This is a genomic window from Arthrobacter sp. Y3221048 (assembly GCF_059092685.1).
In genome coordinates, this window is record NZ_JBNHHX010000001.1 from 76,928 (window position 1) to 89,302 (window position 12,375).

Below are 12,375 nucleotides of genomic sequence, written 5' to 3' on the forward strand. Positions count from 1 at the left end.
CGCCTGCTTCTGTCCCCGCCTGCCATGATCGAAGGAGAAGACAATGTCACAGCGGGTTCTGATAACTGCCGGAGCAAACGGGATCGGCCTGGCCGTCGCCAAGGCCTTTGCGGCCAGCGGCGCGCGTGTCCACATCGCAGACATCAATGCTGACGCGGTCGCATCGGTCACAGCCGAAAACGCGAACATCACCGGCACGGTTGGCGACGTGAGCGTACCGGGCGACGTCGAGGCGCTCTTCGCCGACGTGAAGTCCCAGCTCGGCGGCCTGGACGTGCTGGTCAACAACGCCGGCATCGCCGGCCCCACCGCGCCGGTCGAGCAGTACGACGCGGGCGCCTTCGCTGCCGTCATCGGTGTCAACCTGCAGGGAACGTTCAACGTCACCCAACAGGCCATTCCCTTGCTGAAGGATTCCGAGGCTGGCGCGATCGTCAGTATGTCCTCCTTGGCCGGGCGCTTCGGCTACCCGAACCGCATCGCCTACTCCACCACCAAGTGGGGCCTGGTTGGCTTCGCCAAGACCCTCGCCATGGAACTGGGCCCGTTCGGCATCACGTCCAACACCATCCATCCGGGCGCGGTGGACGGCCCGCGGATCATGAGCGTCTTCGAGGGCCGCGCGGCGGTTTCCGGGCGCACTGTCCAGGAAGAGATCGACGGGGCGATGGCCAACCAGTCCGTCAAGAAGTTCATTGACCCGAACGACATCGCCGCACTGATCCTGTTCCTCGCCGGCCCGCACGCACGCACCATCTCCGGCCAGATGTTCCCCATCGACGGCGACTCCAAGGCAGCGGTCTGATGAGCACCCGATCGCTTTCCGCCCCGGCCTCCGGCGCGGGAGAGTCCGTCTCCACGCCTGCTACCCCTGCTGCGGCCGCCGCCACGTCCGGGCCTGGCGGCCTGTGGCGCGGGCGGGTCCTACTCATCGTCGGCATCGTCCTGCTGGGCATCACCCTGCGGCACGCGGTCACCGGCCTGTCCCCACTGCTGCCGGTCCTGCGTGAGGAACTCGGTATCGGGGTCGCCGGCGCCAGCTTTCTGGGCATGCTGCCGACCCTGAGCTTCGGCCTCGCCGGCTTCCTCGCCCCCGTGCTGATCCGTGCCCGCGGACCGGAACTGGCCGCGGCCCTGGCCATGCTGCTCGCCGCCGCCGGCACGTTCGGCCGTTCCCTCACGGAGAGCGTTCCGCTGTTCTTCGTCCTCAGCGTGGTCGCCCTGATCGGCATGGGCTTTGGCAATGTCGTCGGCGCGCCGCTGGTCAAGAAGTACTTCCCGGACCGTCAGGCGGCCATGCTCACCGTCTTCGCGCTGCTGATGCAGGCCGGTGCCACCCTGCCGGCGATGACCGCGATGCCGATCAACAACGCGGCCGGCTGGCGCGCCTCCATCGCGTCCTGGTCGCTCCTTTCCCTAGCGGCGGCGCTTCCTTGGATCATCCAGCTGATCCGCCTGCGCAGGAACAGAACCGCAGCAGCTGCGGCGGGAACAACGCCGGCATCACCGGCCGCCGCATCGGGACCCAAGCTTGGGCTGGCGCAGCTGGTCACCAGCCGGATCGCCGTCGGCACCGCCTTGTTCTACGCCATGGCGTCGTTGAACACTTACGGCATGCTCGCCTGGCTGCCGACCATCCTTAAGGATGGCGGCATGGACCTGGACGCGGCCGCCGGCGCGTTTTCCGTCTTCACGTTCATGACCTTGCCGATGGCTTTCATCGTCCCGATCCTGGCCGCGAGGCTTAAGCGCGTGTTCCCGCTGGCAGCAATGCTCAGCCTCGTGGCGCCCATCGGTTACTTCGGCCTGATCCTCTCTCCGGGAACGCCGATGTTGTGGGCCTTCATCATGGGCGTAGGCGGGGGCGCCTTCCCGCTGGCCATCACGATGTTCAACCGGCGGACCCGCACCGCAGCTGGTTCCGCGGCCCTGGCCGGGTTTGCCATGGGCGTGGGCTACCTCTTCGGTACCCTGGGCCCGCTGCTCGGCGGCGCCCTGTTCTCGGCAACCGGAGGCTGGACCGCCGCGTTGTTGGTCTTCGCGGCCACCGGCATGCTGATGCTCGCCGGCGGATGGATGATGACCCCCAAGGACAGCTACCTCGAGGACAAATTCACCCCGGATTCGACCAAGACCCCGATCCGCTAGCACCAGTGTGAACGGATGGCACCGCCTGCAGCCCGAACTCCTCGGAGCCGCAGGCGGTGTTTGTCGTGGCCTTCTTTGCACTGCCAGGACTCCTAAGTGACACGTCCTCCGGTGACGGGACTGTCTACGATGTGGGCCCGAAGCAGGCAGCCGGCCGCCCGCAGGGCTGGGGTGCAAGGCCTTTCCAGAGGGTGCGATTACGTCCAGTTCACCTGGACCCTTCGCCGCCCCCTGTTTTTGCCATTCTGGGGCGAAGAAGGGCTGCCCCTCGTCGGTACGCCGCCTTCGCCCAGCGCGTCCTCGGCACCAGTGCGGCCGGACACCTCGGGGTCGCCGAGTCCGGCAAATGACGCCCGATAGCAAATGCCCTGACGCCCGGCTTAAGCAGAGCGCACAGGCTCCTTGGAGCGGGGTACCTCCCCTAGGGAGTAGTAATGCGTGCCTCATGGCCGAGATGCTTGGCGTCTCGCCCTCGACTTGTTGCCGCCCATCTGTGTCACTATGATCGGAGCTGACGTGATTGACGTCACCCGGGTCGTCTTCTTCTGCGACCGCCACGTTTGTTTGTTGGCAGTGTTCCCGTTCGCTCTTCTCGCAAGCACCCGAACGGCGAAAAAATCAAGAAGTCACCGTGGTGGCAGGTGCTTTGCAAGCCCGCGCGAGGCAGCCGGAGCGGCACGCCACCACCCCATAGTTTCGCGGAGGAAACTATGCGCACGTCCATATTTTTGAAGCGTTCTTCAATCCCGGTAGCTCTGCTGTTGTCCATGTCCCTGCTGCCGGGTTCGACCGCTGTCGCCTCGCCGGCGCCCCTGGTCACGGCGCCTGCCGAGCAGGACCAACCCGGCGATCGGCATTGGATCAGAGCCGAGGAGCTGCCCCCGCCGGTAAACGAAGGGGACCCCGAAGCACCCGACTTCGAACGGCAGCCCACGGTGGTCGATCGGCCGGCCGGGGTGATGCCGGAGGTTCCGGAGGGCTTTGAGGTGGAGGAATTCGCCAGCGGCTTCAACCAGCCCCGCGTCATGCGCCTCGCCCCCAACGGCGACGTCTTCTTGTCCGAGAGCGGCGCCGGGCGCGTCCTGGTCTTCGCCGCCGACGCCGATGGAGAACTTTCGGCCGAGCCCGAAGTCTTTGCCGAAGGCCTTGATCGGCCCTTCGGTATCGCGTTCTACCCCCAGGAGGACCCGGAGTATGTCTACGTGGCCGCGGCAGACCAGGTCGTGCGCTACCCCTACAGTGAGGGCGACCGCGTGGCCGCCGGGCCGGCCGAGGTGATCATCTCGGACATCCCCACCGAGCGGCACTGGACGCGGGATCTGGCCGTGGCCCCGGATGGGGAGCACCTCTTCGTCTCGATCGGCTCGGCCTCCAATGTCGCCGGTGACATGCCGGAGAAGACCGCCGAGGAAATCCAGGACTGGGAGGCCACCCACGGACGGGGCGCTGCCTGGGCCGATGAGGAGGACCGGGCCGTGGTCCGCGTCTTCGACCCGGAGGGCGAGAACGTCCGGAACTACGCCACCGGGCTGCGCAACTGCTCAGGCATGACCATCCAACCGGCCACCGACGAACTGTGGTGCACGGGCAACGAACGCGACCATCTCGGCGCCGATGTCCCGCCCGACTTTCTGACCACCGTGCAGGAGGACGGGTTCTATGGCTGGCCGTGGTTCTACACCGGCGGCTTTGAGGATCCCGCCCACGCCGGTGAGCGCCCGGACCTGCAGGACGAGGTCATCGCGCCCGAGGTATTGATCCAAGCCCATTCCTCCACCCTGCAAGTCCAGTTCTACGACGCCGAAGCGTTCCCGCGTAAGTACCACGGTGATGCCTTCGCCACACTGCGCGGGTCCTGGAACCGTGAACACCGGACCGGGTACAAAGTGGTCCGGGCCGTCATGGTCAACGGCGAGCCGACCGGGGAGTACGTGGACTTCATGACCGGGTTCGCGCTGGATGAAGAACGGGTTTTCGGCCGCCCCACCGGCATCACGGTCACCCAAGACGGCGCCATGCTCGTCAGCGAAGACGCCAACGGAACCATCTACCGGGTCGCCCCGGACCCAAAGGAACACGATCATCATGGGCACGACGGCAAGCACAACCACTGAGAGGACAAGGACACAGCTGGCCCGAGGTCATGACAGATGTTGACATGTGGTGGCCCGGGCCAACCCAGCCCTGCGGCGACCAGCTCACCATTTCCTAGCAGACCGGCGATCCTGCACCGCGACCGAAGGACGTGAGCCCACATCACCGGGCAGGAAGAGGCCCCGCTGAGCGCACGCTCGGCGGGGCCTCCCAACCAGTGAGAGATATTTCCATCAGGATGAACCGTCTGCGGGCCCGCATCACGCGGGTCCGCAAGGATGGCAGCTCAGGTTGTGCCTCCACTGCGGAACGAACCAGCCCGGTCAGTGCTTTGCTTATGCGGAACCATCGTGTGGGGACGGTGGTGTCATCGACCGCGCAAGAGCCCGGATCCCGCTTCTCTTGAGTCTCTGGAACTGCGTCCAGGGCACTCTTGTATTGCCCGCCTGTGAGCCACCGCAGCGCCTCCGCGTCCTTGGTGAAATACGTGGCAGGGTAAGTCGGCCGGTGAATCGTGCGGAAGAACTGCACAATCGTTTGCTTAACCGGGGAAGTTCCGACCAGTGCCATCCTTGTCGCGGGAAGGCCATTGGCAAATCTTGTCATCGCTGCGGAGCTGGCAGAACGCATTCCCTGCATGTCGACCAGCATCGGCCTGGGCTCGTCCCCGCCCAGCCCTTCAATGAGAGATATCGCCGCCAAAGCATCAGGCTCTTCGATCGTTGCATGCGAAGGCCAGCGAACGAAGACGACGCCGTCGGGGAGGAACTCGACCTCTGGACTACAAAGGACACCGGGTCTCAGCACGGGCTGATCGGCGCCCCGCGTGATTGTTTGGGATACAGGATGCATGGCGACCTTTGGGAAGTTTTTGGTAAAGCTTCCATCAAGAACCTTGACGAATCATATTCCCGTGGACGTCATTACTTCAACTTTCAACTATTCAGCAGCCTTACTTTCTTTGATGCGATCTCGTATTTCTTTCAGGTCATATCCCGAGGAACTCCTCTGCCTAATAACCATTTCGCAGAGCAGAAATTGTCAGGTAGTAAAACGCTTTGCCCGACCCCAACGCACTCCTGGTGGTATGTGTGTGGTCGTGAAGAACCTGACAGCCGACACAGCTTCTGCTGGCTGTGGGTGTGTCCTTAGTGTGGAAGCTGATGCCGCTGGCGTGTACCGAGCGCAGAATGATCGCCCGCTGGTGTCTCGATGTGGCTTTAGCCGCGGAGTGCTCTACGTTTTACCGAAGTCAGTCAGGACCCGAGAAAAGAGAACCCCACACCTCCCGCAGCAGCCACCGGGATCCTGACGCGCTCACCCGTAGAGCTGGCGATCCTGTTTCTCATGCAAAGCAATATATACACAGCACCGAGTGCAGTAGCTGCTTGCTTAAGGAAACTACTTGCAATATTGACCGTTCGCAGCGTCGGGGCTTCGGTCGTGGCCAAGCTTAGAGCGGGCGGATATTCTCGGCCTGCAGCCCCTTCTGTCCCTGGGCGACGTCGAACTCGACCCGTTGGTTCTCTTCCAGTGAGCGGTAGCCGCTGGATGCGATCGCCGAGAAGTGTGCGAATACATCCGGCCCGCCATCGTCCTGGCTGATGAAACCGAATCCCTTTTCGGCGTTGAACCACTTGACGGTGCCTGTTGCCATGCTGATCTCTTCCTCCTGGAACGGCAGCGCCGACTCCCCCAACGGGAGCCCGCCCGCGGCAGTCCACCTTCAACCTAAGCGAGGGCTGAACCTGCAGCAAGAGAGCCAGCGTGCCCCACAAGGAACACTGCCGGAATCCGGGAAAGGACTGGCCCACCACACGCGGCATGACTCGTTTAACTGGCCGCCTTCTGAAAGACTGGTTTCGGTGCCCGCTCCAAGCAGCGCCCCGGCGTTCCCCCAACTGCCGGTGCGGCGCCGAAGGCACCCAGCGAGAGGAACAGCCCCGCAATCCCCCCAACCGCGGGGCTGTTCCCCGCCTCCCTTCCACCGCGTTCCATGGCGTCCAGGACTTGTCCCAGCAGGGACGGTTGTTAGTTGTCGGGCAGTCGGTCCAGGGCGGCGGTGAGCTTGTCTTCCCCGGGCACCAAGGCCTGGTCTTCGGCGGGCAGCTGCTCGTATGTGTACGCGGACACCGCCATGGGCGAGGTCGTGCGGCCGAGCGCGTAGCGGACGGTGTGGTCGTTCTTGCTGCCGCAGATGAGGATCCCAACCGTTTCGTGGTGGAAATCGCGCTTGAGCAGGTCATCGACCACGGCGACGTAGAAGTTCAGTTTCCCGGCGTACTCGGGTTGGAACCGGCCGGTCTTCAGCTCGAATACGTAGTAGCGAAGCTGTTCGACGTGGAAGAAGAGCAGATCGATGTAGAAGTCGTCTCCCCCGACCTCCAGATGCACCTGCCGGCCGACGAAGGAGAAGCCGGGGCCGAGTTCGCGCAGGGTCTCCACGATCCGGTCGGTCAGCCGTTGCTCCAGATCCCGTTCAGCGACTTCACCGGACAGGCCGAGGAACTCGAAGTTGTACGGGTCTTTCGCTGCCTGTTGTGCCAGCTCCGAACCTGGCGCGGGCAGCAGTTCGGCGAAATTCGACGGCGCGGAGCCGGTGCGTTCCATGGTCTGGCTCATGATCATGTTCATCAGCACGTTCCGGGACCATCCGTGCTCCACCGCTGCGGCCGCGTACCAGTCCAAGGATTCACGGTCGCTGAGCTTATCGACCAGGACCATCAGATGGCCCCAGGGCAATTGCGCAGCAGGCTGCTGCGCAATTGCATCAGGCCAGGCTTTGGCAACGGTGGCCATGTACTGCAGGTTTCGCTGGGAGAAGCCCTTCATCTCCGGGAACTCTGCCCTGAGGTCTTCGGCAAGCCGGGCGATGACGCCACTGCCCCAGCCTTCGGCATCCTGACGTTGCAGGATGTCCCGCCCGATCGACCAGTACAGCCCGATCAACTGGGAATTTACCGTCCGCACCGCTTGTGCCCGGGTCCCGCGCACCCGCTCCTTCAGAACCTTCAAAAGATCCTGGTAGTCATCGGGCAGGGCAATCTCACGGCTGGCCATGGCCATTACTCTATCTCCGGCCTCACCGCGTCCTGGGCGCGGACACCGATTCCGGATCCAGCTCCGGCCTGGCCCTCAGGAAGCGGACTGCATGGCGGAAGGATGTCCCGGACATCGCGGTGTCGGCTGACACTTCCACGACGAGCGGTTCCACCAGGGTCAGCTCGGTTTCGCCGGCGTCGGCATTGAACCGGTCCATGGCCGTGGATTTCACCCGGTGCGGCCAGGGATGATCCCGGCCGGCCGCCTGCAACTGGGATCCCAGCAGTTTCGCGGCCGCCGCCTTCAGCGGCGCGGAACGACCGACAATCCGGAGTTCCCCGTCGATCGGCAGTCCGGCGACGATGGCTTCGGGCCGGGTGAGCGGACCGATGACTGCTGCGCATACAACGTCGACGGTGTCGCGGTGTTTGATTTTTTGCCATTGCCGTTGCCCTCCCTCGTAGGGTTGGCCGGCGCCCTTGATGACGAGTCCTTCGATGCCGGTGGCGGGCAACTCCTCGAACCAGGTGGCGGCGGTGTCCGGGTCGGTGGTGCCCGGGGATAGTTCGAGGGGTCCGTCCCAGTCTTGGCTGAGTTCTTCGAGCAGCTCCCGCCGGGTCAGAAACGGTTCGCTGCGGATGTCGTGCCCGGCGGCGGCGAGCAGGTCGAAGGCGACGAAGTGGGCCGGCACCCGGCGCACCAGCGCGGGCAGCGATTTCACCGACGCACTCATGCGTTGCTGGAGGGCGGAGAAGTCCAGCCGCTCCCCCGACCAGACCACCGCTTCCCCGTCGAGCAGGCAGCCCGGCGGCAGCTGCTCCCCCGCCGCCTCAACCAGGTCGGGGAAGTACCGGGAAAGGTTCTTGCCCTGCCGGGACCAGATGGACGTCTCATCCCCGTCGCGGCTGATGACCGCGCGGTAGCCGTCCCATTTGGGTTCGTACCAAGCTCCCCCGGGCAGCGCGCCGCGGCCCGGCATCTTTTCCACCGCGCGGGCCAAGGCCACCTTGACCGGCAGGCTCAGCGCCGCCGGCAGCTTGGCATCCATGAGCCCACGATACAAGGCACACCTTGGACTCAATGGCCGGGGCAAAGACGCGGGCATCTGTCGTTCCGTCTCTTCGCTTTATTAGAATATGTGTTCTATTTTTAAGGGATGGATCGGGACGCGCTGGCGAAGCTGGCGGCCCGTTACACCAGGCGGGCCGAGCCGGTGTCGCTGACCCCGGAGGAACTGGACCTCGAGCACTGCAAAGTGACCCGGGTGGTGCCCGGGGTGCCGGTGTGGGCGTGGATCCGGTTCCCGGGTTCGGCCGAGCTGGTTGCCGGTGAGGCGTTCGGCTGGACGTCCCGGGCGGTGCAGGTCACCTGGACGGACGCAGGGGTCCGGCGGGTGACCTGGGTGTGGGCATCCGCGGTGCGGCGGCGGAACGATCAGGTACGGAACACGGCTTTGGGAGACAGGACGGGACAGGCCAATGACAGCGGTACAGGAACACACAGGCCAGCGAACGCTCAATGAGCCGGTCGAACTCCGCTTCACGCCCCACGGGGTGCCGTTGGCGGTGCGCTGGCGGGGCCGGCTCTGGCCGGTAGCGGCCGAGCCGCTGCACTGGTTCAGCCGGTGGAATTGGTGGGAATCCAACCTGCCCGCCGGGCGCGGCCAGGGCAACATTGTTGACGTCGAATTTTGGCGCCTCCAGGTACAGGCCACGTCGACGTCGCCGTTGCGAACACTGGAAGTTCGGAAACATCCGGGCTGGGACGGCTGGCATCTAGTACATGTTTCCGACGATGAGTAGCGCCTGAGGAAGGCCCTCGGTATGCGCCTCACTGGGCATGTAGGAGTTTATCCGTCGCGATCGAATGCACCGCGATGTCGTATCTCCTGTCACGCTGCTTCGATAGTCGAGGGCGGCAAGGCGTACGAATCACGTCCCTGTACCGATGGACGGTTTACTGGCAAGTTGTCGGCGTCGATACAGCAAATCGGCGCCGCTTCACTTACATCTGCCCGGAACGAGTCGATACCTACAAGGGAGGTAGAACCGCTTCGACAGGCCCTTTGGTGTTCTCATCAAGCGCTGCAAGTTCCGAGGTTATTTTTCGTGAAGGTTCTGTCTCGCCCATCCATCTAGAAGTAGGGCAGGTTTATCACCTTGAAATTCAGAAAAGGATTGTCGCTGGTCCTGGCGGCCGGCGTCCTGTTGTCCGGCGGCGGCGTTGCCGCCACTGCCCTGACGGCTGCGCCGGCCTACGCCACGCCGGTCGCCCCGGAGGTGCCGCCCGCTGCACCGACCAATGTCAAAGTCTCCAAAGTCTCCTTCGATTCAGCAACGCTGACCTGGGCGATACCGGCCGGTTATCGAGGGCTGGGTTATACCTACAACTTCATCATCGAACAGGAGGGCCGGGAAACCCGCAACGTGGGAACCGGGTCCGACGAATACACTTCTGATCCGGTAGGGGAATTCCGCGCCCATCGCTTGAGCGAAAACACCGAGACCCGGATCGGAATTTGGGTGGGAGGGCGCGAGGGCGGGCTTAACCCATCCCCGGTCACCTGGGTGAGCTTCAAGACCGGCATCGAGGCCGACACCGTGCTCGCGGATCCCGTGCGCGATCTCAAGATCCGGGAGCTCACCAACTCCCACGCAGTCTTGTCCTGGTATGAACCGCGGTTCTACGTCGGCAAAATCGTGAACTACACCCTGACGCTGAAGAGGGGCACGGCCCTCGTAAGGAATGTCGTTGTACCGCACGCGTCTATCGAGTTCCTGTACGGCCTTCTGCCCGATACGGCCTACACCGCCGAGGTCCGCGCCAACGCGGTATCCCCGAACGGCCTGCACAAGATCGCCTCCGCCCCCGTGACGGTCGACTTCACGACCCGGAAGGACTCCACGGCGGAGGTGACCTTCCCGCCTTCCACTTCCCTCACCATGAGCAAGGTCGGCTTTGACAGGGTCACCGTCAACTGGCCGAAGCCTCTCGTACGCGGCACCCCCGCCGGCTACCGGATCCGGGTTGAGGGAGCGGGCGGCGACCGATGGATCAATGCCGGTGCCGGGGCCACCTCCCTGACCGTCACGGGACTGAAGCCGGAAACCAAGTACCTTATTTCGGTCCACGGCGACGCGATCGCTGACGATGGCAGGCGACACACCGGAATCATCCAGAAGGCGGTTACCACCGCGAAGGACCCCGCCAACATCGTCAGTGTTGCTTCTCCCAAGTCCGTGAATGCGTCCGCTACCACGGATTCAATCACCGCTTCATGGGGCAAGCCTGCCGTCACCGGCAAGCTGACGAACTACACGGTCACACTGAAGCAGGGCTCCAAGACCGTGAAGACGTTCGTCACCACGAACACTTCGCAGACTTTCACCGGTTTGAAGGCCGGCACCAGCTACAGGCTGTACGTGACAGCGAACGCCGTCTCTCCCAACGGCAAATCCCGGAAGGCTTCCTCCACGGTCTCCAAGACCGTGAAGACGGTTTCGGCTTCGGTTGTGAAGGTTGCCGCACCGGCGTCTGTCAAGGCGTCGGCAGGTAAGGGCAGCGTCACGGTTTCCTGGAAGAAGCCGGCTGTCACCGGCAAGCTGACCGGGTACACCGTCACGCTGAAGCAGGGCAAGAAAACGGTGAAGGTCTACACCACCACCGGCACCACGGCGACATTCACGAAGCTGAAGCAGGACACCAAGTACACGGTGTCCGTGAAGGCGAACGCGAAGTCCGTCAACGGGAAGGTCAAAAGGTCCTCTTCCACTGTCACTAAGACTGTGCGGACGAAGAAGTCGGGCGGTGGTGGTGGCGGCGTTATCGGCGACCGCAGCTCCATGGGCGTCTGCTGGACCGTTGACAAAAACGGCGCACAGATCCGCTGCCCGTAAGCCCTGCGGCCACGCCAGGCAACACAAAAGCCCCCGGGGAGCATTACGCTCCTCGGGGGCTTTTCCGTCCCACCACTACTCACGACTGAAAGGCCGACCATGGCAGACACCAGCTCGACCACTCCGTGGCAGCCTGATCCGGAACCAACGCGCCTCACCGAAGCCGAGGTCGAGGAGCGAATGGCGTACATCGACGGCGTCAACGGCTCGCCCGGACATTATCTTGACGACCCGCACCTGCGGGACCTGCTGTGCAAGAACATCGCCGGAGAGATCACCTGGCGATCGTTGATCAATTCTCGATTGTCGTCTACAAAGACCGGCGATGGCGGAGACGCGGGCGGACCGCCACCTTTGTGGCAAGGAAGGTGGCGGACCGCCACCTTTGTGGCAAGGAAGGCGGCTGAGCCGGTCCAGCTCAGCTCTTCGGATCTTCCTCCGTGGAAGGTCGCTTCCGGCCCTTGATGAGCTCCTCGCGGTACTTGTCGACTTCCCGCGCCTTCTTATTGCCGAAGTATCCGCCGATCCAGGGCCCCAGCCCTGCACCCAGGCCGAGGATCGAGTATTCCCATCCGAAAATTGCCCCCACCACAACAGCGACACCGATTCCGATGGCAACGAAAACAAGGATCATTTTCCCCGTCACGCTCTTTTTCTCTTGCACGCTAACCCCCATATTCAGCTTGCCGAACGAACACTTCTGGGCTGATTCGGCCGCGTCTCACGGTGAGAGATCAGCGCCGGTTTCCTTCGGTGCGGCTCTTGGCTATGCGCGACGCCACCAACATGAGTCCGGCGCCGACGAAAAATACTGTGGAAATGAGCAGGCTGTCGAGAAGGGACTCACCGTTCGCCAGGCGCAGCACAGCGGTAGCAATACCGCCGACCATCCAAATAGCAGCCAAGAGCAGCGCTTGTTTTTGTGTCAGAGCGCCGAACCTGCCGACCGGCTCTTTCCCCATGCGGGTAGCCTAGCGCCCATCAGCCCATGTCCCCATGAAAACAGAAGGAACGATGCGCAGATTCCGTTGGATTCTCGCCACAGGCGCCGGAGTCGGCCTTGTGTGGTCTCTGATCCTCGTAGCCCAGGGCAACGTCGGATTTTGGGGCACCGCGGTAGGTCTTTCTGCTGATCTCTGTAGCTGCTTTGGCTCAGGCAGATCGCAAGAGGAAGAAGTAAACGAGGCGTGACAGT

General features: G+C 63.6%; 11 protein-coding genes. 5 read left to right on the forward strand and 6 right to left on the reverse strand.

The annotated features are described in order from the left end of the window. Positions 1–43 precede the first annotated feature (43 nt). From AC5RVS_RS00335 to AC5RVS_RS00345, 3 genes are all read left to right on the forward strand, one after another. The gene (locus tag AC5RVS_RS00335) at positions 44–805 is read left to right on the forward strand and encodes an SDR family oxidoreductase (RefSeq protein WP_494106667.1); all 762 of its coding nucleotides are present in this window, start codon (positions 44–46) and stop codon (positions 803–805) included. Continuing rightward, positions 805–2,148, forward strand: coding sequence for an MFS transporter (locus tag AC5RVS_RS00340; RefSeq protein WP_494106668.1), 1,344 nt, complete (start codon positions 805–807; stop codon positions 2,146–2,148). Before AC5RVS_RS00335 ends, AC5RVS_RS00340 begins: the two co-directional genes overlap by 1 nt. A 767-nt stretch (positions 2,149–2,915) precedes the next feature. Continuing rightward, positions 2,916–4,262, forward strand: coding sequence for a PQQ-dependent sugar dehydrogenase (locus AC5RVS_RS00345; protein WP_494106669.1), 1,347 nt, complete (start codon positions 2,916–2,918; stop codon positions 4,260–4,262). 142 nt (positions 4,263–4,404) lie between these two features. Here the strand turns inward: AC5RVS_RS00345 and AC5RVS_RS00350 are convergent, their stop codons facing one another. From AC5RVS_RS00350 to AC5RVS_RS00365, 4 genes are all read right to left on the reverse strand, one after another. After that, entirely contained in the window at positions 4,405–5,094 is a 690-nt protein-coding gene (locus tag AC5RVS_RS00350) for a DUF7793 family protein (protein ID WP_494106670.1), read from the reverse strand. 601 nt (positions 5,095–5,695) lie between these two features. Beyond that, complete coding sequence (locus AC5RVS_RS00355) at positions 5,696–5,899, reverse strand: cold-shock protein (RefSeq protein ID WP_493950230.1); 204 nt, start codon at positions 5,897–5,899, stop codon at positions 5,696–5,698. Positions 5,900–6,273: 374 nt separating this feature from the next. Beyond that, the gene (locus AC5RVS_RS00360) at positions 6,274–7,302 is read right to left on the reverse strand and encodes a PDDEXK nuclease domain-containing protein (RefSeq protein ID WP_494106671.1); all 1,029 of its coding nucleotides are present in this window, start codon (positions 7,300–7,302) and stop codon (positions 6,274–6,276) included. Positions 7,303–7,324: 22 nt separating this feature from the next. Continuing rightward, on the reverse strand, positions 7,325–8,332 hold the full coding sequence (locus AC5RVS_RS00365) for an ATP-dependent DNA ligase (RefSeq protein ID WP_494106672.1): 1,008 nt from the start codon (positions 8,330–8,332) through the stop codon (positions 7,325–7,327). A 108-nt stretch (positions 8,333–8,440) separates the two neighbouring features. Here AC5RVS_RS00365 and AC5RVS_RS00370 point away from each other — a divergent pair, with 108 nt between their 5' ends. Next, positions 8,441–8,806, forward strand: coding sequence for a hypothetical protein (locus AC5RVS_RS00370; protein WP_494106673.1), 366 nt, complete (start codon positions 8,441–8,443; stop codon positions 8,804–8,806). A gap of 637 nt (positions 8,807–9,443) precedes the next feature. After that, positions 9,444–11,180: a fibronectin type III domain-containing protein gene (locus AC5RVS_RS00375; protein WP_494106674.1), complete on the forward strand. Its 1,737-nt coding sequence runs from the start codon at positions 9,444–9,446 to the stop codon at positions 11,178–11,180. 418 nt (positions 11,181–11,598) lie between these two features. Here AC5RVS_RS00375 and AC5RVS_RS00380 read toward each other — a convergent pair whose 3' ends face one another. Both AC5RVS_RS00380 and AC5RVS_RS00385 read right to left on the reverse strand, forming a co-directional pair. Beyond that, positions 11,599–11,826, reverse strand: coding sequence for a hypothetical protein (locus AC5RVS_RS00380; protein ID WP_494106675.1), 228 nt, complete (start codon positions 11,824–11,826; stop codon positions 11,599–11,601). A gap of 88 nt (positions 11,827–11,914) precedes the next feature. Next, the gene (locus tag AC5RVS_RS00385) at positions 11,915–12,142 is read right to left on the reverse strand and encodes a hypothetical protein (RefSeq protein WP_494106676.1); all 228 of its coding nucleotides are present in this window, start codon (positions 12,140–12,142) and stop codon (positions 11,915–11,917) included. Positions 12,143–12,375 lie beyond the last annotated feature (233 nt).

What these genes read in the sequence shown, in the direction of transcription:
- AC5RVS_RS00335 (WP_494106667.1), top strand. Translation starts at nt 44, where the DNA reads ATGTCACAGCGGGTTCTGATAACTGCCGGAGCAAACGGGATCGGCCTG.
- AC5RVS_RS00340 (WP_494106668.1), top strand. Translation starts at nt 805, where the DNA reads ATGAGCACCCGATCGCTTTCCGCCCCGGCCTCCGGCGCGGGAGAGTCC.
- AC5RVS_RS00345 (WP_494106669.1), top strand. Translation starts at nt 2,916, where the DNA reads ATGTCCCTGCTGCCGGGTTCGACCGCTGTCGCCTCGCCGGCGCCCCTG.
- AC5RVS_RS00350 (WP_494106670.1), bottom strand. Translation starts at nt 5,094, where the DNA reads ATGCATCCTGTATCCCAAACAATCACGCGGGGCGCCGATCAGCCCGTG.
- AC5RVS_RS00355 (WP_493950230.1), bottom strand. Translation starts at nt 5,899, where the DNA reads ATGGCAACAGGCACCGTCAAGTGGTTCAACGCCGAAAAGGGATTCGGT.
- AC5RVS_RS00360 (WP_494106671.1), bottom strand. Translation starts at nt 7,302, where the DNA reads ATGGCCAGCCGTGAGATTGCCCTGCCCGATGACTACCAGGATCTTTTG.
- AC5RVS_RS00365 (WP_494106672.1), bottom strand. Translation starts at nt 8,332, where the DNA reads ATGGATGCCAAGCTGCCGGCGGCGCTGAGCCTGCCGGTCAAGGTGGCC.
- AC5RVS_RS00370 (WP_494106673.1), top strand. Translation starts at nt 8,441, where the DNA reads ATGGATCGGGACGCGCTGGCGAAGCTGGCGGCCCGTTACACCAGGCGG.
- AC5RVS_RS00385 (WP_494106676.1), bottom strand. Translation starts at nt 12,142, where the DNA reads ATGGGGAAAGAGCCGGTCGGCAGGTTCGGCGCTCTGACACAAAAACAA.